Source organism: Streptomyces alboflavus, from assembly GCF_000716675.1.
In the GTDB taxonomy this organism is placed as follows: domain Bacteria; phylum Actinomycetota; class Actinomycetes; order Streptomycetales; family Streptomycetaceae; genus Streptomyces; species Streptomyces alboflavus.
This window is the reverse complement of the sequence record NZ_JNXT01000014.1, coordinates 117249-136837: the sequence shown is the minus strand read 5'-3', so window position 1 is coordinate 136837 and position 19589 is coordinate 117249. Positions and strand designations below refer to the sequence as shown.

Sequence of the window (19589 nt, the reverse complement as noted above, 5' to 3'; positions counted from 1 at the left end):
CCCGCGCCCAGCCCTGGGTCTGGGGCCGACCGGCCCCTCCCACCCGCACACGACGGCGCCGCTATGAGTACGTCCTTTGAGGAACGCAGCACTAGGGCCCTGCTGGTGGATCTCCGCGGCGTCGCGGCGCCCGGCACGCACGCTCGCCGTGCGGTGCAAAGGGCCAGGTGGCTCCGCCACATGACCCTCCGCACCGCACGCCGATCGCACGCACCGAACGCCGCTCCTTCTCCCGCGGAAATCCACCAGCAGGGCCCTAGGCGCGAGGGGCCTTAGGCTCCTCGTACCGGCGCGTTCCGGCCCCTTTTGGCGGCCGTGCCGGACGGGACGTACGCAGGCGAGAGAAGGGCGAGAGTCATGGCGCAGCAAGTGCGGGGCGTGGTCGCACGCGCGAAGGGTGAGCCGGTGCGGATCGAGACGGTCGTCGTGCCGGACCCGGGGCCGGGCGAAGCCGTGGTGAAGGTCCAGGCGTGCGGGGTCTGTCACACCGACCTGCACTACCGCGAAGGCGGCATCAACGACGAGTTCCCGTTCCTGCTCGGGCACGAGGCGGCGGGCGTCGTGGAGTCGGTGGGCGAGGGCGTCACCGAGGTCGAGCCCGGCGACTACGTGATCCTCAACTGGCGTGCCGTGTGCGGCCAGTGCCGCGCCTGCAAGCGCGGCCGCCCCCAGTACTGCTTCGCCACCCACAACGCGAAGCAGAAGATGACGCTGACCGACGGCACCGAGCTCGCGCCCGCGCTCGGCATCGGCGCGTTCGCGGAGAAGACGCTGGTCGCCGCCGGACAGTGCACGAAGGTGGACCCGGCCGCGTCCCCGGCCGCCGCGGGCCTGCTCGGCTGCGGCGTGATGGCCGGACTCGGCGCCGCGATCAACACCGGCGGGGTGGGGCGCGGCGACTCGGTGGCCGTCATCGGCTGCGGCGGCGTCGGCAACGCGGCCGTCGTCGGCGCCCGGCTCGCCGGGGCCGCGAAGATCATCGCTGTGGACATCGACGACCGGAAGCTGGAGACCGCGCGCGGCCTCGGCGCCACCGACACCGTCAACTCCCGCAGCAGCGACCCCATCGAGGCCATCCGCGAGCTGACCGGCGGCTTCGGCGCCGACGTCGTCATCGAGGCGGTCGGCCGCCCCGAGACGTACGAGCAGGCCTTCTACGCCCGCGACCTCGCGGGCACGGTGGTCCTGGTCGGCGTGCCCACGCCGGAGATGCGGATCGACCTGCCGCTGCTCGACGTCTTCGGGCGCGGCGGCGCGCTCAAGTCCAGTTGGTACGGGGACTGCCTGCCCTCGCGCGACTTCCCGATGCTCATCGACCTGTACCGGCAGGGGCGGCTCGACCTGGACGCGTTCGTCACCGAGACGATCGCGCTCGACGAGGTCGAGAAGGCCTTCGAGCGGATGCACCACGGCGACGTCCTCCGCTCGGTGGTGGTCTTCTGATGGCCGCCTCCGAAGGCTCCGCGGCGCCGGGCGGCGCGCGCGTCGACCACCTCGTCACCTCCGGCACGTTCTCGCTGGACGGCGGCACCTGGGAGGTCGACAACAACGTCTGGATCGTCGGCGACGACCACGAGGCCGTCGTCATCGACGCCGCCCACGACGCGGAGGCCATCGCGGCCGCCGTGGGGGAACGGCGCCTGGTGGCGATCGTGTGCACGCACGCCCACGACGACCACGTCGACGCGGCGCCCGCGCTCGCCGACCGCACCGGCGCGCCGATCCTGCTGCACCCGGCCGACCAGGAGCTGTGGAAGCTCACCCACCCCGACCGGGCGCCGGACGGCGAGCTGGCCGACGGGCAGGAGCTGACCGTCGCCGGGACGGTGCTGCGGGTCCTGCACACCCCCGGCCACTGCCGGGGCGCGGTCAGCCTGTACGCCCCGGCGCTCGGCACGGTCTTCACCGGCGACACGCTCTTCGCGGGCGGTCCCGGCGCGACCGGCCGGTCCTTCAGTGACTTCCCGACGATCGTGGACTCCATCCGCGACCGGCTCCTGACGCTGCCGCCCCAGACGGTGGTGCGCACCGGGCACGGCGACAGCACGACGGTCGGTGCGGAGGCGCCGCACCTTCAGGAGTGGATCGCGCGCGGCCACTGACGCGCCCTTCGGCCCCGGCGGGCCGGACCGTCCGGTTCCGGCTCGCGCCACGGTGCACGGGCCACCCCTGAGCACAGTTCGGGGGTGGCCCCTTTTGGTACGCCCACTGGTACGTCCACGACATCCCGGACGCGTTCACGACACCCCGCACGCATGCTGGCAGCACGACTCGATCTCCGATAAGTTAGGCAAGGCTTACCTAATGGAGGTTGAGGATGGGTGTCCGACACGTCAGCACGACCATGCCCAGCGCGGCGGCGCGCGCCCGCTCCGTGCTCGCCACCGCCTGGTCCTGCGCGGTGACCACGGAGATCGGCAGAGACGACCTCGTCGGCGCCCACACCGTCAGCGAGCGGGGCACGGTGCTCCTGCACCCGCCGGAGGACAGCGCCCTCGCCGCCGCGCTGATCTGCGCCCCGCGCGGCGAACCGTCCACGCTCGTGGAGTTCGCGGACGTCGCGCCGGTGCCGGTCAGGGACCGGGTGCGCTCACGGCTCTGGCTCTCGGGGACCCTCACGGCGACCCGCGACCACCTCGTCTTCGAGCCCGCCTGCGCGGTGCTGCACGACGGATCCGGCCGCACCGGCATCGACCTGGAGGAGTTCGCGCTCGCCGACGCCGACCCGCTGGCGCACGCCGAGGCCCGGCTCCTCACGCACCTGGCCGACTCCCACCCCGAGGCCGTCGAACAGCTCACCCGGCTCGTCGCCGCCGACAGCCTCGCCGGTGTCGTCGACGTCAAACCGCTCGCCATCGACCGCCACGGCCTGACCCTGCGCCTGGAACGCGTCAGCAGCCAGGCCGACGTACGGCTGCCCTTCCATGAACCGGTGGAGGACCTCGGCCAGGTCACCGAGCGCATGCACACCCTGCTCACCAAGGCCCGGCTGCTGCGCCGGCCCGTGCTGCGTCCGGCGCCGCCCGAGTCCTGAGGCCCGCCCCGGACCGGTCGCGCGGCAACTCGTACGTGTGAGCGGCCCCCGGTGTCGGGTGCGCGCAACGCGCGGGGATGATGGGCCACATGAGTCCCGCCCCCGCAGAATTCGAACCCGTCGAGCCTGTTCAGGCCCTGATCATCATCGATACCCAGTCGGGCTTCGTCACCGGTGACGAAGCCGTGCCCGGCGCGCGCCACCTGCTGTCGCGCGTCGAGCACCTCCTCGCCAAGGCGCGGGCCGCCGACGCGCTCGTCATCCAGCTGCAGAACGACGGCCCGGACGACGCCCTGGACGAACCGGGCACACCCACGTGGGAGTTGCACTTCCCGGTGGACACCGAGCGCGGTGAACTGCTGTTCCGCAAGACCGTCGACGACGGCTTCGAGGAGACCGAACTCGAGGACGTGCTGCGGGAGGAGGGCGTCACCTCGCTCACCATCTGCGGCGTCATGTCGGAGATGTGCGTGAGCGCCACCGCGCGCACCGCCCTTGACCTGGACTTCCGCCTCGTCATCGCCCATGACGCGCACGGGACGTACGACATTCCGGCGGCGCCGGGCATCAGCGACGCCGTCCCGGCGGCGACGGTGTCGCGGGTCGCGGAGTGGGCGCTCGGTGACGAGGTCGAGATCGTGCCGTGTGCGGACGATGTGAGCTTCGTCGCGCCGTAGTTGACGCTGCGTGGTCGCTGGTCGCTGGTCGCTGGCCGCATGGACGTCGGCTGCTGGTCGCATGGACGTCGGCCGTGCGGTTGTCGGCGGTGCGGCTGTCGGCCGTGCGGCCGACGGGTTGCCTCGCCCGTGGTCCGGCGCCGGGCCTTGGCGCCGGACCACGGGAGTGCGCGGTCGTGGGAGCGGCGGCCGTCAGCCCGCGCTGCCCCCGCCCGGCTCCCCGGCCCGGGTCGCCGCCAGCACGCTCGCCACCTCGTAGAAGTAGCCGTTGACGGGGGTCGGCGTCCCCGTGCGGGCGCCCAGGCGGACCACCGAGCCGTTCCACGCCTCCAGTTCGGACGGGCGGCCGGAGCGGATGTCTCGGTGGAGCGACGAGGTGCCCTCGGCGGGCTGCTGGTCGACGAAGTCCAGGGTGCGCGGCACGATGTCGTCCGGGAGGCGGACGTCCATGGCCCGTGCGACCCGCTCGATCTCCGTCATCCCCTCGGCCAGGAGGCGCCGGGTGCCCGGGCGTGAGCGCAGCACCCCGAACGGGGCGTCCGTCACCGTGCCGAGGCCGCCGAAGGGCACCACGAACAGGAACTTGGCCCACAGCTCGGCCCAGATGTCGTCGGGCACGGTGACGCTCACGCCCGCCCCGGCGAGCGCCGCACGCAGCCGTTCGACGCGGGGCGTGGCGCGGTCGTCCCACTCGGCGAAGGCGAGCGTGCCGGGGCCGCCGACGTGCCGCACCCGGCCCGGTCCGTCCAGGTGCGCCAGGATCTTCGCGGTGCCGGGCAGGACCGCGTCCCGGCCGACCTCCTGGGCCACCTGCTCCGGCGCCTCGACGCCGTTCTGCAGGGTCACCACCGCCGTGTCCGGGCCGACGAGGGGCTTCAACGCGGCGACTGCGGGCGGCAGTTGCCAGGTCTTGACGCACAGCAGGACGACGTCGACCGCGCCGAAGTCGTGCGTGTCGTCGCTCGCGCGCGCCGGTGCGACGGTGAAGCCGCCCGCCGGGCTCTCGACGGTCAGGCCCTCGCGCCGCAGGGCCTGGAGGTGGGCGCCGCGCGCGACGAACCCGACGTCGTGCCCGGCCTCCGCGAGCCGCCCGCCGAAGTAGCCGCCCACACCGCCGGTGCCGACCACCGCGACCTTCAGGGCCCCGCCCGCGTCCCGCACCGTCTCCGCCATGAAGAACCTCCCCGTGTGCCGACGCCGGGCCGCCGCGCGGTACCCGGCCGGGCCGCACGCTCGACGGCCCGGCCGCCACCCTAGCGAGTTACTGCCTGATGGGGTAACGCTGCTAGCGTGCAGTCATGACCAAGGCGCGCACCGCCCCCGTACCGGCGGACGGCGAACCGCCCGCCGCCACACGCGAGTTCCACTGGCGCGGCGGCCGGACGTCCCTGAATCTCACCGCGACCGTGGGCAGGCGCGGGCCGGGCGCCGTCGAGCGGCTGCGGGACCCGGCGGACCTGTCCCGCTGGTTCCGCGAGGCAGGCATGACGGATCGTCATCTCGCTGTTTCCGATGCGGAGTTGGTGGCGGCGCGGGCGCTGCGTGAGGCCGTGCACCGGATCGCGGCGGCGGTACGCGCGGCCACCGCACCCGAAGCGGCGGACCTGGCCCTGCTCAACCACTGGACGGCGCAGCCGCTGCCCGGCACGGGCCTCACCCTCGACGGCGACGGCAGCCCCCGGCCGCTGCCGCCCGCCCTCGACACCCCCGGCCTGCTCGGCCTGCTGGCCCGCGACGCGGCGGACCTGCTCGGCGGCCCCCTGTCCGGCCGGATCCGCGAGTGCGCCGCGGCCGACTGCACCCTGCTGTTCGTCGACGAGAGCCGGGCGGGGGCGCGGCGCTGGTGCTCGATGGACGCCTGCGGGGCGCGGGCGAAGATGGCGGAGTACCGGGCCCGCAGACGTGGCGGCACGACGGCGCACCCGCACGGCGGCACGCGGCCCGACTGACCGGGGACGGCCACCGCGACCCTGCGGGAGCGGGCGGCATGCGGCCCGGGGGCCGGAGCGGCGCACTCGTCCCTGTCCGGGAGGGTGGCACGCGGCCCGACCGACCGGAACGACCATCTCGTCCCCGTCAGAGCGGCGCCCGCAGACTCGTCCCCGTCAGAGCGGCGCCCCGCCGAACCCGATCTCGTTCCCGTCAGGATCGCGATACAGGGCCTTGCGCACCCCGTTGCCGTACGTCTCCCGCCGCACCGGCTCGACGCCCCGGGCGGCCATCGCCGTGACCCGGGCGTCGAAGTCGTCCACGAAGACGGTGTGCAGGGCGTGCCCCGCGTGCTCGGGCCGCTCCTCGACGGCGATCGACCGGTGCTCCGCCAGCTCCCACACCACCTCGGTGTCGCTCGCGACATACGTCGGCGGGGTGCCGAGCAGCCGCTCGTACCAGGCAAGCGCCGAGGCGAAGTCGCTGACGGGGATTCCTGCGAAGAGATCGAGGGCCATGCGCCCATGCTAGAAGCCCCGCGCCGCCCCGTCGGCGCGCCCCGCACCGGCCCCGGGACGCGCCGCCCCACCTCACAGCGGCAGCGCGCACACCGCCGTCGGCGCCCCGAACGGCTTCCCCGCGAGGGCGAGTTCACCGGTGCGCCCGTCCACGCGGAAGACGCTCACCGACCCCGACCGCTGGTTCGCGGCGAACAGCAGCCGTCCCGACGGCGCGAGGGCGATGTGCCGCGGGAAGTCCCCGCCCACGGGCACCGTGTCGAGCAGCCGCAGGCGGGCCCCGGCACGCTCGACGGCGTACCGGGTGAGGCTGTTGTCGCCGCGGTTGGCCAGGAAGGCGAAGCTGCCGTCGGCGGTCACGACGGGCTGCGCCGGGTAGCTCGTGACGCCGGGCCTGGTGCCCGTGGACTGCGGCTCGCCCGGCGAGAGCCGCCCGGTCTCCGGGTCGTAGCCGCAGACCACGACCGTGTTGTCGAGTTCGCAGGCGACGTACGCGAACCGCCCCGACGGATGGAAGGCGAGGTGCCGCGGCCCCGCGCCCGGCCGCACCGTCGCGTACGAGACACGGCTCAGCTTCCCCTTCCCCGCCTTCGTGTCGAGCCGGTACGTGTACACGGTGTCGGTGCCCAGATCGACGGCGAGCACGTACCGGCCGTCCGGGGCGGTGACGATCTGGTGCGCGTGCGGACCCTGCTGGCCCGGCCCCGGCGGCGGCGTGGAGTGCGTGACGAGATCGGTGCGCTCACCGAGCGCGCCGGACGCCTCGACCGGGTGCACGGCCACGCTGCCCGACGTGTAGTTGGCGCTGAGCAGCCAGCGGCCACCGGGGTGCACGGAGAGGTGGCAGGGCCCGGCGCCGCCGGTGCCGCGCGTGCCGAGGACGCGGTGGTCGCCGTCGGGGGAGAGCGCGATCGCGGTCACCCCGCCCTGCTCCCGCTCGTTGACGGCGTACAGCGTCCGCCCCGACGGATGCGCCGCCAGATACGACGGATCCGGTACGCCACCGAGGGTGCCGACGCCGGTCACGGCGCCCGTCTCCTCGTCGTACGTGGCGAGCCCGATGCCCTTGCCGCCGCCCGGCTGCGAGGTGTACGTGCCGAGGAACAGGGGCCGTCGCCCGCGCGGGCCGGGGGCGGCCGTGGCCACGCCCGTCGTCGCCACGGTGGCCACGGCCAGGCCCGTACCGAGGAACCGCCTTCTGTTCATGACTCCACTCATGACTCCACCTCGCGGGTCAGTGGTGACGGATGGGGCGCACGTGGCAGACACAGTGGCCCCGAACCCCGGCAACAGGCAAGAGTCGCAACCCGAGTTGCAGTATGTGCAACGCCATTCCGTGTCCTTCTTCCGCCGTGTGGGGGAGGAGCGTGGTCCGTGGGAGCGATGTGCGGGCCGTGGCCGAACGGCAGGGTCTCAGGCACAGGCCCCCGCTGTGGCCTGGCCGTTTCCTGCCGAGCCGCATTCCGGAGGACCCCGTGGCGCTCCCCGCCCGTACCGCCCGCACGGACACCGTGCCCGACCCGCGAGCGTCGGCCCGCGCGCGGCCCGCGCCGTGGTGGCGGCGCTGGCCCGCCTGGGCGCCCCGCGCCACCGCGGCCTGGGGCGTCGCGTACGCCACGGCCCAGACGCTGTGGGCGGCCACCGGCACCGTCGTACCGCTGGCCGGGGACAGACACACCCCGGCCGTCCTCCAACTCCTCCTGGCCGCCCTCGCCCTGCTCGCCGCCGCCGTCGGCCTCGCCACGACCAGGCCGCTCACCCGCCGGGCCCGCCGTGCCGTCGGCGGTGCGCTCGTCGTGCTGATCCCGGCGCTCGGCTGGGGCGTGATCGGCCTCCCCCTGTACGTCGTCGTCCTCCTGTCGGGCTCGGGCCTGGAGAGCGCCACCGGCCTCGCCAATCTCCTGCTGCTCACGCCCGGAACGGCCCTGCTCGGCATGGTCGCCGTCTCGTACTTCCGTAGGGGCCGCGGGCTCTGCCCCCGCTGCGGGCACCCGCATCCGGGCGACGGCGAGGGGCCGCTCAGCCACCCCGACGCGTCCACCGCGCCCCGCCGGACGCGCCGGGCGGCGTACGCGCTGCTGTGCGGGCTCCTTCCGTGGTCCGTCGTGAAGAACGTCTGGCTCTTCGGCGGTGACGCGATCGGGGTGAGCGGGGAGGCCTGGCAGCGCGAGATGGAGGCGGACGCGACCGGCGGCGCGCGGGCGCTCGCCTCGGTGGGCGTGGACGTGACGGTGCTCGCCGCGCTGCTCGGGGTGTTCCTGACGCTCGGCCTCACGCACCGCTGGGGCCAGGTCTTCCCGCGCTGGACCCTGCCGCTCGCCGGTCGGCGTGTGCCGCGGCTCCTGCCGCTGATCCCCGCCTTGCTGACCGGGTTCGCCCTCGCGCTCTACGGGACGCTGCTCACGTGCGGGGCCCTGCTGATGGCGGCCGGGGTGCTGTCGAAGCCGGAGCCGGAGGGCGTGTTCACGACCGGCTCGGGGCTCGCCTGGATGGTGGCGTTTGGCGGTCTCGCCTTCGGCGGGCTCGGCTGGGGTCTCCTTGTCGCGGCCAGGTCGTACGCCGGACGCACCCGCCCCCGCTGCGTGTTGGGCGCTGCCGCCGTAAAACAGCCATCCACACAAGCGAGTTGACGACTCAGCAGCACCAGGTCGCTACGTTGTGCGAGTGAATCTTGATGCCCGCGCCCGTGTGAGCGCAGACCTGAGGAGTCGCCGAGTGGAGCAGAGCTGTGTGACCCGGATCCGTACGACCCTGGCCGCTATGGGGGTGACGGCCGCCGTGGTGACGGTCGTCGCCGTCGCGCCCACCGCGAACGCGGCGCCGTCCGGCTCGGCCACCGCCGCGACGGCCCCCGCTGCCGGGGCGAAGCCCGAGCCCTGCACTGGCGCGTTGCTCGACGACGCCCGCCTCGGCCCCAAGTGGCTGCCCAAGAAGTGGCAGAAGCCCGTCGGACCGCTCCTGAAGAAGTGGAAGCGTACCGGCAAGCTCACGCCGTCCGCCTTCCTCAAGAAGTACTGGGAGGGCCCGGCGGACTCCGGCACCTGGAAGTACCCGCCCAACGACGGTTTCGAGACGGTCAACGGCGAGGTCGACAAGCATCCGGAGCAGTTGGAGAAGGGCGAGCTGCTCGACCGCTTCGGCTCGGAGTTCGGCTCGTTCCTCGCGCCCGCCGGGGACTCCTACGCGGAGCGCTCGCTGCCGCCGCAGAACCTCAACACCCGCGACGCCGCGTACGCCTGCGACTATCGCGTGTACAAGGTGGCGAAGCCGTTCACCGTGTGGCAGGGCGGGATAGCCCCCTGGTTCGAGCAGCCCGGCGGCGGCGAGCAGATCAAGCTCGACCCGGTCTTCCTGAACCCCGGCGAGGGCCAGCGCCTGAACGTGAAGTGGCTCCTCGACCAGGGCTATCTCAAGCCGGCCGCTGCGCCTGTCGACGTGAGCTGACCGGGACGGCCCTCCGGGTTCGCGTCAGCCCTCCGGGCTGATGAGGCCGCGCTCGTACGCCTTGACCAGCCGCTGCGGCACGAGATGCGTGACGCCGTCGACCGTGACGGGCGCCAGTTGCGGGGTGGTCGCCTTCCACTGGGCGCGGCGGTGCCGCGTGTTGCTGCGGGACATCTTCCGCTTGGGTACGGCCATGGGGTCCTCCGGGGGTGATGCGTGCGGGTGGGAAGCTGCCCCGGAGGCTACATGAAAATGGATCCCATTAACAAAAGTGGGTTCGGGGCGGTGCGGGTGGCCGGTGTCGCCCGCACCGCCACCGTCGCCGGTTGACCCTCACGTCGCGTCAGGCCGCACGCTGTACGGCGACGAAAGGGTGACGATCATGAGCTACACCGTCGGGCAGGTCTCGGGCTTCGCCGGGGTCACCGTCCGCACGCTGCACCACTACGACCGGACCGGCCTGCTCACGCCGAGCGAGCGCAGCGCGGGCGGCTACCGGCTCTACGGCGACACCGACCTCGCCCGCCTCCAGCAGATCCTCTTCTACCGCGAACTCGGCTTCGCGCTCGACGAGATCGCCGAGATCCTGACGGACCCGCAGGCCCACGCACTCGAACTGCTCCGGGCCCGGCGCAAGACGCTGCGCGAGCAGATCGACCGCCTCGAACGGCTCGTCGAGGTGGCCGACCGCGCCATGGAGGTCCAGCAGACGGGCGTCACGCTGACCCCGCGCGAACGCTTCGAGGTCTTCGGCGAGATCGCCTTCGACCTGAGCTACGCCACCGAGGCCGAGATCAAATGGGCGGGCAGCGCCGGACACCGAGAGGCCATGACCCGCGCCGCCGCGCACTCCCCGGAGGACTGGGCCCGCCTCATGGAGGAGGCCGCGGCCTGGCGGGAGCGGCTCCTCGAGGCCTTCGACGCCCATGAACCCGCCGACGGGGAGCGGGCGAGGGCGCTCGCCGACGAGCACCGGCGGCACATCGGCCGCTGGTTCACCGACTGCCCGCCCGCCATGCATCTGCGCATCGCCGACGACTTCGTCAGCGACGCCCGGGCGTTCGCGCTGGTCGTGCCGCCCTCGCAGCAGCGGCCGGGGCTCGCCCGGTATGTGTGGGAGGCCGTCCGCGCCAACGCCCGTGCTGAATCCGGGGCTGAAGCCGGTGCCGACGCCAATGCCGAAGCCGGGGTCGAAGCCGGGGTCGAAGTCGGCGGTGCATCCGGTGCCGATGCGGAGACCGGTGGCGACACCGAGGTGGTCGCCGGTGTCCTCGGCACCGGCCTCGGCGGCGGCAAGGGTAAAGCTGAACCTGAGGGTGAGATGCGTGGGGGTGTGCGGTGCGAATCCTGATCGCCGCAGCCGGTTCCCACGGCGACGTCGTTCCGTACACCGGCCTCGGCGCCCGCCTGCGTGCGGCGGGCCACGAGGTCGCGCTCGCCACGCACGAGAGCTTCGCGCCGCTGGTGCGCGGCGCCGGTCTGGGATTCCGGCCGCTGCCCGCCGACGCCCGTGCCTCGGGCCCGGCGGTGGGGCGCCGCGAGCTGATGCGGGCGGCCGCTGTCTTCGTGCGTGACCTCGGTGCCGGACTCGCGGACGCCGTCGACGACCGCGACGACCTGCTCGTCCTGTCCACGACGACGGCCCCGCCGGGCTGGCAGCTCGCCGAGGCTCTCGACGTGCCGACGCTCGGCGCCTACCTCCAGCCCACCCATCCGACGGGGGAGTTCGCCCCGGTCGTGAGCGGCATGCGGTCCCTGGGGCGCTGGGGCAACCGCGTCCTGGGACGCCTGTCGCTGCGCATGGTCGACCGCGTGTACGCCGACGCGGTGCGGGACCTGCGGGCCCGCCTCGGTCTGCCCGCCGCCGCGTCCGGCGCCGTCCGCGCGCGTCGGGAACGGGCGGGCGGGCCGGTGCTGCACGGCTTCAGCCCGGCGGTCGTACCGCGCCCTGCCGACTGGCGCGCCGGGCTCGACGTCGTCGGCAACTGGTGGCCGCACCACGATCCGGACGAGCGGCTGCCGTCGCGGGTCGAGGACTTCCTGGCCGCCGGTCCGCCGCCCGTCTTCGTCGGCTTCGGCAGCATGGCGGCGGGGGAGGGCGAGCGGCTCGGTGAACTCGCCGTGGCGGCGCTGCGGCGGTCCGGACTGCGGGGCGTCCTGCAGTCCGGGCGGGCCGGTCTGGAGGCGTCCGGCGACGACGTCCTCACGGTCGGCGAGCTGCCGCACGCCCTGCTCTTCCCCCGTGTGGCCGCGGTGGTGCACCACGCGGGCGCGGGCACGACGGCGGCGGGGCTGCGCGCCGGAGTCCCTGCCGTGCCCGTCCCCGTCACCGCCGACCAGCCCTTCTGGGCGGCGCGCCTGACCGCGCTCGGCGCCGCCCCCGCCCCTGTCCCCTTCCGTGCCCTCACGGCGGCGCGCCTGGCCGACGCGCTCACCCGCGCGGTCCGTGAACCGGCCTGCGCTCGCGCCGCCCTGGCCGTCTCGCGGTCGATGGCGACGGAGGACGGGGCGGGCCGGGTCGTCCGGGCCGTGGGGCGGATCGGGCGGGGGTGAGGGTGGTCCGGGCGGTGGCGCGGATCGGGCGAGGGTAAGGGATATCCAAGTCCGTGGGGCGGATCGCGCAGGGGTGAGGGTCATTCAGGCCGTGGGGCGGGCGCGGCGATGGGGCGCCCGTACCCGTCGCCGCCCCTCACGGCCGCCCCTCCGCATGCCCCGTCAGGGCCGCCCCGCCTCCGCCACCTCCTCGCCCTCGGGCACCGGACCCGGTGCCGTCCCCTTCCCGAACGGGCTGCCGCCGAGCCGCTCGCGGTGATGCGGTGTCAGCCATCCGCCGAGGTCCGGGCCGAGAGGCACGATGCCGGTCGGGTTGATGCCCGTGTGCACTTCGTAGTAGTGCCGCTTGATGTGGTCGAAGTCGACCGTGTCGCCGAAGCCCGGTGTCTGGTAGAGGTCGCGGGCGTACGCCCACAGGACCGGGTCCTCGGTCAGCTTCCAGCGGTTGCACTTGAAGTGGCCGTGGTAGACGGCGTCGAAGCGCACCAGCGTCGTGAACAGGCGGATGTCCGCCTCCGTGATGCTGTCGCCGACCAGATAGCGGCGGTCGGCGAGGCGCCGCGACGTCTCCTCCAGGCGCCGGAACACATCGCGGCACGCGCTCTCGTACTCGCTCTGGGAGGACGCGAAACCCGATCGGTACACGCCGTTGTTGACGTCGCGGTAGATGCCGTCCATCACCGTGTCGATCTCGTCGCGCAGCGCCTCCGGGTACAGATCGGGGGCTCCGGGGCGGTGCAGGTCCTTCCACTCCGTGGCCAGGTCCAGCGTCATTTGCTGGTAGTCGTTCGTGACCAGCCGGCCGCTCGGGACGTCCACGATCGCCGGGACGCTCACGCCGCCCGGATAGCCCGTCTCCCGTGCGTCGTACGCCTCGCTCAGATAGCGGATCCCGAGGACCGGGTCGCGGTCGTCCGGGTCCAGCGTGAAGCGCCAGCTGCGGTCGTCCTGGATGGGGTCGGTGACCGCGAGGGAGAGGGCGTCCTCCAGGCCGAGCAGCCTGCGGGAGATCAGCGCGCGGCTCGCCCAGGGGCAGGCGCGGCTCACCACGAGGCGATAGCGCCCGGCCTCCACCGGCCAGCCGTCGCGTCCGTCGGCGGTCACGCGGTCGGCGAAGTGGCTGCGCGAGCGCTTGAACGGCTTCTTGCCGTACGTGGCGTTGCCGCCCGCCTCCTCGCTCCCCGCCGAGTCGGCGCCCGCGCCGTTCTCGCCCGCCCCGCTTTCGCCCGCCTCGGGGCCACCCGTCGGCTCCCGCTCCGCGCCGCTCACCGCAGGCTCCCCTCGGGGCGAGGGGCGGGGGCGGGATCGGATGCCGACGCGGGTGGCGACAGGTCGTAGATCCTGTTCAGGAGCGCCGCCTCGTTGCCCGCGAAGCCCGCGCGGCTGAGGGCCTCGTCGGCGTCCGCGATCGGCACGGCGAGCAGCGCCGCGGTCTGCGCCGTCACGGGTCCGGACAGGGCGGCGCGTGCTGTGTGGAGGAGGCGCAAGCACGCCTGTGCCGCGGCCAGTTCGGGGTGTGTCGTGCCGGTCATGTCGGTGGGCTCCTTTGCGCGCGGTCACCAAGGTCGAAGGTGCAACCCCCACTCTTGCGCACGGGTCTGACAATTGCCCTTCAACCACCACGCGCGCGTGCCCCGCGACCGGCGCGCGAGCCGCCCCGTCCGCCCCGGCCGGAGCCCCGCGCTCACCCCGCCCGGCGGACGAGCCGCAGCCGCAGCCCCTCCGGCATGAGCGTGAGCCGCTCGGCGACCCGCAGCCGGTAGTCCGCGTCCGGCACCAGGTCGTAGCGCCGCAGCAGGAGCCCGAGCACCAACGTCGCCTCGTGCAGGGCGAACTGACGGCCGATGCAGGCCCGCGCGCCCGTGCCGAACGGCTTGAAGACGTGCGGCGGCCGGGCGCGCACCGCGGCCGGCGTGAACCGGTCGGGGTCGAACGCCTCCGGCCGGTCGCCCCACGCCTCCTCGTCCCGGTGCAGCAGCATCGTCAGGACCAGCGCCCACGCGCCACGGCGCATCGGGTGCGTCCCGTCGAGCACCGTGTCGCGCACCGCCTCCCGTGCGAACGCCGGTGCGGTCGGCCACAGCCGCAGCGACTCGTCGAGCACCCGGCGTACGTAACGGAGCTTGGCCACCTGCTCGTACGCGGGCACCTCCGTCCGCCCCCACACCTGCTCGACCTCCTCCCGCGCGCGGGCGCACACCTCGGGATGGCCCGCCAGATAGTGCAGCGCGAAGGACAGAGCGCCCGACGTCGTCTCGTGCCCCGCGACGAGGAAGGTGATGACCTGACGCCGGATGTTCTCCGCCGACAGGCGCTCCCCGGTGTCCGGGTGGGCGACGTCGAGCATCCGGTCGAGCAGGTCGCCGGGGGCGTCCCGGGCGTCCGCCGCGCGGCGGGCCGCGACGACCTTGTCGACGGTCCGGTTCAGATACGCCATGTCGGCGGCGTTGCGCCGCTCGGACCGGCGCAGGAGCAGCGGCGCGAGCGCGGGCGGCAGGACGTTGCGCCGCTGTGCGTGGGAGAGCGTGCCGACCATCGCGGTCACGAAGGGGTGCGGCCGGGACCGCTCGAAGGAGCCGAAGTCGTGCCCGAACCCCGTCCGGGCGATGGTCTCCAGGGTCAGCTTCGTCATGTCGCCCGCCACGTCGACGGCCCGCCCCGCGGCGGCCGCGGCATCCCAGCGGGCCGTCAGCTGCCCGGCCACGTTCAGCATCAGCGGGTGATAGCCCGCCATCGCCTCACGGCTGAACCCGGGCGCGAGGATGTCGTGCGCCAGCTGCCAGTTCGGCTCGTGGTTGTACGCCGTGAACAGGCCGTCGCCCGCGACCGGCCGCAGATTGGCCACCCCGAGCCCCACGTGCTTGGCGAACCGCGCCTCGTCGGCCAGGTCCGCCGCGAGCCGCGCCCCCCAGACGAACACGATCTCCTTGCCGAAGGCCTTGCGCCGGAAGACGGGTCCCAGGGCGCGGCCGATGCGCATCGAGTCCTGCACGGGCGTGCGGACGTTCGCCCCGAGCACGTCGCCGACCAGCGGCAGCCGGCGCGGCGGGTGCGGTATGCGGTGCAGCTCGGGCCAGCCGGCCTCCGCGCCGCGGAATCCCCTCGGCAGGTCCCCGGACAGCGACTCGGCACTTCCCGTCGGCTGCGTCGTCTGCGCCATGACCGCCATCTCCCTTGTGCACAGGGCTCGTTCCAGCCTGTTGTACGTGGATTCAATAGGGCATCGAGTCTGGTCCTGTTGTTGAACCGACGTCAAGTAAGGTGCTCGTATGGTCGCGAATCCGCAGGAGCGCACGCGCCGCAGACTGAGCACCGAGGAGCGCAAGGAGCAACTGCTCACCGTGGGGGCGCGGCTGTTCGCGCAGAGCCCCTACGACGACGTCTGGATCGAGCGGGTCGCCGAGATCGCGGGCGTCTCGCGCGGGCTCCTCTACCACTACTTCCCGACCAAACGGGACTTCTTCGCCGCCGTCGTGCAGCGCGAGAGCGAGCGCATGCTGCGCCTGACGACCGCCGAACCCGGCCTTCCCGTGCGCGAGCAGCTCGGCGCCGGACTCGACGCCTTCCTGGGGTACGTCGAGGGCCACGCCCAGGGCTTCCGCGCCTTCCACCGGGCGGAGGCCGCGGGCGACCCCACGGTCCGCGAGGTCTACCGTCAGGGCCTCGCCGCTCAGGAGCGCCAGATCCTCGCCGCCCTCACCGCCGACCCCGAGACGGCGCCCCAGGCCGCCGAACTCCCCGCCGTGCGCCTCGCGGTGCGCGGCTGGCTGGCCTTCATGGTCGCCGTGTGCCTGGAGTGGCTGGACGAGCCGGAGCTGACGCGCGCACAGGTGCGGGACCTGTGCGCGCGGGCGCTGCTCGGGGCGATCCTGCCGTAGCCGGGCCGCTCCGCGTTCGGGCCGACGTCAGACCGGCGGGAACCCCGTCGCGAAGTGCTCCGCCAGAGCCCGCCGGGCGGTCGCGGCATCCGCGGTGCCGGCGTCGGCGAGCCGTTCCGCGGCCCACAGGAAGAAGTCGTCCGCGACGGTGTCGATCCAGTCGTACGCCGGGTCCGCCGGCCCCGGATCCGGCTTCGGGTAGCGCAGCTCCAGCTCCGGGCCGCGCTCCCCGGACACCGTGAAGAGCCGGTGGCCGTCCGGTTCGGACACCTGCCGCACGGCCACCGCCGCGCAGTCCCAGCGCTGCGGCCCGTACTGGAGCCAGAGGACGCCCGCGCCGTGCCCCTCGGCGTACAGGGCGGCGGCGACCGGCGGCCCGCCCCGCGCGGGCGCGTCCCGCACGTGGACGAACCCGTGGCAGCGGCCCGAGGCGGGCCTGAGCAGCCCCGTCGCGATCTCCAGCGACCACATCCGCCCGTGGTGGTCGTAGTCCTGGAGCACGATCGCGTCCGGCGGCGCGGAGGGGTTCTGTAAGGCAGGCATCAGCGGCGGCGCTCCCGTCCGGGCTCCTGGTCGGCGGCGGCGTTGCGGTGCGTCGCCGCACGGGACGCAGCGGACGTTACGGCTGTACCCGCGCCCGGGAGGCGTGTGACGACGGCGCGTCCGAGTGACGTACGGGGAGCACGGTGAGAAGTACGAAGCTCAGCGCGGCGAGGACTTCGCAGCCCGCCGCCACGAGGAGCGAGCCGGACAGCGACCAGGTGGCGACCGGACCGCCGAGGCCCGCGCCGATCGCGAAGCCGGTGATCTTCAGGCTGGCGCCGGTGGTGAAGATCTGGCCGCGCAGCCGGTCGGGGGCCTCCCGGTGGCGTACCGCGAACAGCGCGGTCAACTGCGGTCCCTCCGCCGCTCCGGCCACCGCCATCGCCGCGAACAGGGCGAGGGGCGACAGGGTCGCGGCGAGGAGCAGCGCGAGGGCGAGGACGAGGACGCTGCCCAGGATCGTGGCGTCGGGCCTGAGCAGATCGGGGCGGCGGGCCAGGAGCGCGTTCGCGAGGAGGGACGTGGCGGCGAGGGCCGCGAGCAGGAACGTGCCCGAACCGGTCGAGCCCAGGGCCCGTTCGCCGAGCAGGGGCGTGCAGGTCACCAGCATGCCGACACCTACGTAGGACACGACGGAGGTGAGGGTGGCGCGGGCGAGCGGCCGGGCGCGGCCGATGGCGGCGAAGCCGGCGAAGAGGTCGGCGACGACGGACGGGGACGGCTCGGCGCGGGCCGCCGGGGCGCGCGTCGGGAGCGTCCACGCGGCCGGGAGCGCGAGGGCGATCAGGGCCAGGGACACCACGACACCCACCGAGGCGCCCGCCGTCATCGCGACCGCACCGGCCAGCGCGGGGCCCGCAAGGCTCGCGGTGTTGAACGTCAGCGCGTCCAGGGCGTTGGCGCGCGGCAGGTCCTCCTGGGCGGCCATACACGGGAGTTGCGAGGTCCAGCCACCGGCGAGCGCGGGCCCGAGCAGTCCGCCGCACACCGCGGTGGCGAGGACGACGGGCAGCGGCAGCCGTCCCAGGCTCAGCAGGATGACGAGCAGCGCCGCGCAGTACACGGCCAGCGCACCGGCGAGGAGCCGACCCGGACGCGCCGCCCGGTCGAGCAGCGCGCCGAAGACCGGCCCGCCCACGGCCGCCGACACGGTGATCGCCGACAGGAGCGCCGACGCCGCCGACGCCGACCCCGTCACCGAGAGCCCCACGAGGAGCAGGGCGGGCCCTGACATCTCGTCCCCGGTGCGGGCGGCCGTGGCACCGGTGAGATACAACGTCATGCTGTAACGCTTTAACATTCGCAAGACGTTACAAGGTAACGGGCAGTGCAGCCAAGGGCGTTACCCTGACGGGCGTGAAGAGGCCGAACGACGCAGCAGCCGCCATCCCGTCCAAGAGCGAGCCGCAGCGCGGGTCGACGAGCGAGTGGTCCACCCGCCATTCCGTGCTGCGGTCCGCCCAGCGCGCCGCCGCGCTCGTCAACGTCCTCGGCGCCGAGGGCGACGACGGAGCCGAGCCCACGGCCGACTCGCTCGCCGCGCTCGCAGCGGTCCTGCGCGAGTACGGCGAGACCGATCCGCTGGACCTGTCGGACGCGGACGTCGCGGACATGCGTGCCGTCGCGGCCCAACTGCGCGAGGTCTTCACCGCCCCCGGCGTCGACGCGGCGGCGACCCGCCTGAACCGGCTCCTCGCCGAGGGCTGCGGCCCCGTCCGGCTCACCGCGCACGGCGGCGGCTCGCCGTGGCACATCCACCTCGACAGCGCCGACACCGCGCCCTGGGCCGAGTGGTTCCTCGCGTCGTCCTGCATGGCCCTCGCCGTCCTCGTCTGGGACCGCCAGCGGCCCCCCGGCGGAGTGTGCGCGTCGGCGCGCTGCGCCAACGTGTACGTCACCGGCGGCAGCGGGGCGGAGCGCCGCTACTGCTCACCGCGCTGCGCGACCCGCGAACGGGTGGCGGACCACCGGCGCGCCAAGGAACGCCGGCCGTCCCAGCGGGACCAGGGGCGTAAGGGGCGCGAGGAGAACCGGTGAACTCCAGAAGGCGTACGGGTGCGCGAACCCTTCCTATGCTGACCCCATGAGGCGGACCTCCTTTGCGAATTGGCCCTGTTCCATCGCGCGCACCATGGACCTGCTCGGCGACTGGTGGACGCCGCTGGTGCTGCGCGAGGCCTTCTACGGAGTCACACGGTTCGACGCGTTCCAGCAGGAGCTGGGCATCGCGCGCAACACCCTCGCCGACCGGCTGCGACGCCTGGTCGACGAGGGGCTGCTCGACAAGCGCCCGTACCAGAGCGACCCGGTGCGCCACGACTACGTACTCACCGAGAAGGGCCGGGACTTCTTCGGGGTCCTCGCCGCGATGAACACCTGGGGCAACCGCTGGCTGAGCGGCGACGACGGCGCGCCCGTCGTCTTCCGGCACGAGCCGTGCGACCACGACAGCGCCGCCGAGGTCGTGTGCGCGCACTGCAAGGAACCCATGACGGCTGCGGACACCCGCCCCCGGATGGGCCCGGGCTTCCCGGCCCGCCTGGCCGAACGGGCCGACGTACGCAGGCGGTTCGCCCCGTGACAGCCCCGGACACGTTCCCCGGGATGTCGTCTGATGTGGTCTTCCCTCAGGAGCCCCCGATGTCCGTTCGCCGAGTCGTGCCCAACATCCCCTCGGACGCCCCTGCGCAGAGCCGGGAGTTCTACGGCCTGCTGGGCTTCGAAGAGGTCATGAACCACGGCTGGATCATGACCCTCGCCTCCGCGGCCGTTCCAACGGCGCAGATCAGCCTCTACGCAGCCGCCGACAGGACCGCGCCGGTCACGCCCGACATGAGCGTGGAGGTCGACGACGTGGACGCGGCCTACGCGGCGGTGCGGGACAGCGGCGCGGAGATCGTCCACCCGCTCCAGGACGAGGAGTGGGGCGTGCGGCGGTTCTTCGCACGGGACCCCGACGGCCGCGTGGTCAACGTCCTGAGCCACCGCTGACCCACGGCCGGCACCGGGTGCA

At 73.9% G+C, this 19589-nt stretch carries 21 protein-coding genes and 1 pseudogene; 13 read left to right on the top strand and 9 right to left on the bottom strand.

The annotated features are described in order from the left end of the window. The first annotated feature begins 357 nt into the window (after window positions 1-357). From OO63_RS13200 to OO63_RS13185, 4 genes are all read left to right on the top strand, one after another. The gene (locus OO63_RS13200; protein ID WP_030359608.1) at window positions 358-1443 is read left to right on the top strand and encodes an S-(hydroxymethyl)mycothiol dehydrogenase; all 1086 of its coding nucleotides are present in this window, start codon (window positions 358-360) and stop codon (window positions 1441-1443) included. Further along, window positions 1443-2102, top strand: coding sequence for an MBL fold metallo-hydrolase (locus OO63_RS13195; protein ID WP_030359607.1), 660 nt, complete (start codon window positions 1443-1445; stop codon window positions 2100-2102). The genes OO63_RS13200 and OO63_RS13195 overlap by 1 nt, the downstream gene beginning before the upstream one ends. Before the next feature lie 215 nt (window positions 2103-2317). Beyond that, entirely contained in the window at window positions 2318-3034 is a 717-nt protein-coding gene (locus OO63_RS13190) for a DUF2470 domain-containing protein (RefSeq protein WP_030359606.1), read from the top strand. 89 nt (window positions 3035-3123) lie between these two features. Further along, window positions 3124-3711, top strand: a complete 588-nt coding sequence (locus OO63_RS13185; protein ID WP_030359605.1) for an isochorismatase family protein — start codon at window positions 3124-3126, stop codon at window positions 3709-3711. A gap of 192 nt (window positions 3712-3903) precedes the next feature. On the opposite strand, the gene OO63_RS13180 is transcribed toward OO63_RS13185, so the two are convergent. After that, the gene (locus OO63_RS13180; RefSeq protein ID WP_033264082.1) at window positions 3904-4884 is read right to left on the bottom strand and encodes a 2-dehydropantoate 2-reductase; all 981 of its coding nucleotides are present in this window, start codon (window positions 4882-4884) and stop codon (window positions 3904-3906) included. A gap of 125 nt (window positions 4885-5009) precedes the next feature. Between OO63_RS13180 and OO63_RS13175 the strand changes: the two genes are divergently transcribed. Next, window positions 5010-5660, top strand: coding sequence for a CGNR zinc finger domain-containing protein (locus OO63_RS13175; RefSeq protein WP_051810813.1), 651 nt, complete (start codon window positions 5010-5012; stop codon window positions 5658-5660). A 156-nt stretch (window positions 5661-5816) separates the two neighbouring features. Here OO63_RS13175 and OO63_RS13170 read toward each other — a convergent pair whose 3' ends face one another. Next, the gene (locus OO63_RS13170) at window positions 5817-6158 is read right to left on the bottom strand and encodes a VOC family protein (RefSeq protein ID WP_030359602.1); all 342 of its coding nucleotides are present in this window, start codon (window positions 6156-6158) and stop codon (window positions 5817-5819) included. A gap of 72 nt (window positions 6159-6230) precedes the next feature. After that, window positions 6231-7364 carry a lactonase family protein gene (locus tag OO63_RS13165; protein ID WP_078619108.1) on the bottom strand — a complete coding sequence of 378 codons (1134 nt, stop codon included), beginning with the start codon at window positions 7362-7364 and terminating at the stop codon, window positions 6231-6233. Between the two features lie 269 nt (window positions 7365-7633). Here OO63_RS13165 and OO63_RS42185 point away from each other — a divergent pair, with 269 nt between their 5' ends. Together OO63_RS42185 and OO63_RS13155 are read left to right on the top strand one after the other, a co-directional pair. Next, on the top strand, window positions 7634-8788 hold the full coding sequence (locus OO63_RS42185) for a hypothetical protein (RefSeq protein ID WP_234311239.1): 1155 nt from the start codon (window positions 7634-7636) through the stop codon (window positions 8786-8788). Window positions 8789-8888: 100 nt separating this feature from the next. After that, window positions 8889-9602: a TNT domain-containing protein gene (locus tag OO63_RS13155; protein WP_030359599.1), complete on the top strand. Its 714-nt coding sequence runs from the start codon at window positions 8889-8891 to the stop codon at window positions 9600-9602. 24 nt (window positions 9603-9626) lie between these two features. Here OO63_RS13155 and rpmF read toward each other — a convergent pair whose 3' ends face one another. Next, entirely contained in the window at window positions 9627-9797 is a 171-nt protein-coding gene (gene rpmF, locus OO63_RS13150) for a 50S ribosomal protein L32 (protein ID WP_030359598.1), read from the bottom strand. Window positions 9798-9984: 187 nt separating this feature from the next. Between rpmF and OO63_RS13145 the strand changes: the two are divergent. Together OO63_RS13145 and OO63_RS13140 are read left to right on the top strand one after the other, a co-directional pair. After that, window positions 9985-10773 (top strand): annotated as a pseudogene (locus tag OO63_RS13145) (MerR family transcriptional regulator); the annotation flags it as partial. Window positions 10774-10940: 167 nt separating this feature from the next. After that, window positions 10941-12155 (top strand): glycosyltransferase, encoded by a 1215-nt coding sequence (locus OO63_RS13140; protein WP_030359596.1) that lies wholly within the window; start codon window positions 10941-10943, stop codon window positions 12153-12155. A gap of 162 nt (window positions 12156-12317) precedes the next feature. Here the strand turns inward: OO63_RS13140 and OO63_RS13135 are convergent, their stop codons facing one another. From OO63_RS13135 to OO63_RS13125, 3 genes are all read right to left on the bottom strand, one after another. After that, window positions 12318-13424, bottom strand: a complete 1107-nt coding sequence (locus OO63_RS13135; RefSeq protein WP_030359595.1) for a glutathione S-transferase family protein — start codon at window positions 13422-13424, stop codon at window positions 12318-12320. After that, window positions 13421-13687 (bottom strand): hypothetical protein, encoded by a 267-nt coding sequence (locus OO63_RS13130; protein WP_033264081.1) that lies wholly within the window; start codon window positions 13685-13687, stop codon window positions 13421-13423. Before OO63_RS13130 ends, OO63_RS13135 begins: the two co-directional genes overlap by 4 nt. Window positions 13688-13839: 152 nt before the next feature. Beyond that, entirely contained in the window at window positions 13840-15315 is a 1476-nt protein-coding gene (locus OO63_RS13125; RefSeq protein ID WP_030359593.1) for a cytochrome P450, read from the bottom strand. Window positions 15316-15424: 109 nt separating this feature from the next. On the opposite strand from OO63_RS13125, the gene OO63_RS13120 reads away from it, so the two are divergent. After that, window positions 15425-16033, top strand: a complete 609-nt coding sequence (locus OO63_RS13120) for a TetR/AcrR family transcriptional regulator (RefSeq protein ID WP_030359592.1) — start codon at window positions 15425-15427, stop codon at window positions 16031-16033. Between the two features lie 27 nt (window positions 16034-16060). On the opposite strand, the gene OO63_RS13115 is transcribed toward OO63_RS13120, so the two are convergent. Continuing rightward, on the bottom strand, window positions 16061-16576 hold the full coding sequence (locus OO63_RS13115; RefSeq protein WP_030359591.1) for a hypothetical protein: 516 nt from the start codon (window positions 16574-16576) through the stop codon (window positions 16061-16063). Window positions 16577-16652: 76 nt separating this feature from the next. Continuing rightward, entirely contained in the window at window positions 16653-17858 is a 1206-nt protein-coding gene (locus OO63_RS13110; RefSeq protein ID WP_063750399.1) for an MFS transporter, read from the bottom strand. 104 nt (window positions 17859-17962) lie between these two features. Here OO63_RS13110 and OO63_RS13105 point away from each other — a divergent pair, with 104 nt between their 5' ends. From OO63_RS13105 to OO63_RS13095, 3 genes are read left to right on the top strand one after another with little or no spacing between them, the layout of a single operon-like run. After that, window positions 17963-18613: a CGNR zinc finger domain-containing protein gene (locus tag OO63_RS13105; RefSeq protein ID WP_030359589.1), complete on the top strand. Its 651-nt coding sequence runs from the start codon at window positions 17963-17965 to the stop codon at window positions 18611-18613. Between the two features lie 46 nt (window positions 18614-18659). Then, window positions 18660-19157, top strand: a complete 498-nt coding sequence (locus OO63_RS13100; protein ID WP_030359588.1) for a winged helix-turn-helix transcriptional regulator — start codon at window positions 18660-18662, stop codon at window positions 19155-19157. Window positions 19158-19216: 59 nt separating this feature from the next. Continuing rightward, window positions 19217-19567, top strand: coding sequence for a VOC family protein (locus OO63_RS13095; RefSeq protein WP_030359587.1), 351 nt, complete (start codon window positions 19217-19219; stop codon window positions 19565-19567). The last annotated feature ends 22 nt before the right edge of the window (window positions 19568-19589 follow it).

Bases quoted from the DNA above. Each gene is read 5' to 3' on its own strand.
- OO63_RS13130 (WP_033264081.1), bottom strand. From the start codon at position 13,687: ATGACCGGCACGACACACCCCGAACTGGCCGCGGCACAGGCGTGCTTG.
- OO63_RS13115 (WP_030359591.1), bottom strand. From the start codon at position 16,576: ATGCCTGCCTTACAGAACCCCTCCGCGCCGCCGGACGCGATCGTGCTC.
- OO63_RS13110 (WP_063750399.1), bottom strand. From the start codon at position 17,858: ATGACGTTGTATCTCACCGGTGCCACGGCCGCCCGCACCGGGGACGAG.
- OO63_RS13190 (WP_030359606.1), top strand. From the start codon at position 2,318: ATGGGTGTCCGACACGTCAGCACGACCATGCCCAGCGCGGCGGCGCGC.
- OO63_RS13095 (WP_030359587.1), top strand. From the start codon at position 19,217: ATGTCCGTTCGCCGAGTCGTGCCCAACATCCCCTCGGACGCCCCTGCG.
- OO63_RS13100 (WP_030359588.1), top strand. From the start codon at position 18,660: ATGAGGCGGACCTCCTTTGCGAATTGGCCCTGTTCCATCGCGCGCACC.
- rpmF (WP_030359598.1), bottom strand. From the start codon at position 9,797: ATGGCCGTACCCAAGCGGAAGATGTCCCGCAGCAACACGCGGCACCGC.
- OO63_RS13125 (WP_030359593.1), bottom strand. From the start codon at position 15,315: ATGGCGCAGACGACGCAGCCGACGGGAAGTGCCGAGTCGCTGTCCGGG.
- OO63_RS13175 (WP_051810813.1), top strand. From the start codon at position 5,010: ATGACCAAGGCGCGCACCGCCCCCGTACCGGCGGACGGCGAACCGCCC.
- OO63_RS13195 (WP_030359607.1), top strand. From the start codon at position 1,443: ATGGCCGCCTCCGAAGGCTCCGCGGCGCCGGGCGGCGCGCGCGTCGAC.
- OO63_RS13165 (WP_078619108.1), bottom strand. From the start codon at position 7,364: ATGAACAGAAGGCGGTTCCTCGGTACGGGCCTGGCCGTGGCCACCGTG.
- OO63_RS13200 (WP_030359608.1), top strand. From the start codon at position 358: ATGGCGCAGCAAGTGCGGGGCGTGGTCGCACGCGCGAAGGGTGAGCCG.
- OO63_RS13185 (WP_030359605.1), top strand. From the start codon at position 3,124: ATGAGTCCCGCCCCCGCAGAATTCGAACCCGTCGAGCCTGTTCAGGCC.
- OO63_RS13170 (WP_030359602.1), bottom strand. From the start codon at position 6,158: ATGGCCCTCGATCTCTTCGCAGGAATCCCCGTCAGCGACTTCGCCTCG.
- OO63_RS13120 (WP_030359592.1), top strand. From the start codon at position 15,425: ATGGTCGCGAATCCGCAGGAGCGCACGCGCCGCAGACTGAGCACCGAG.
- OO63_RS13180 (WP_033264082.1), bottom strand. From the start codon at position 4,884: ATGGCGGAGACGGTGCGGGACGCGGGCGGGGCCCTGAAGGTCGCGGTG.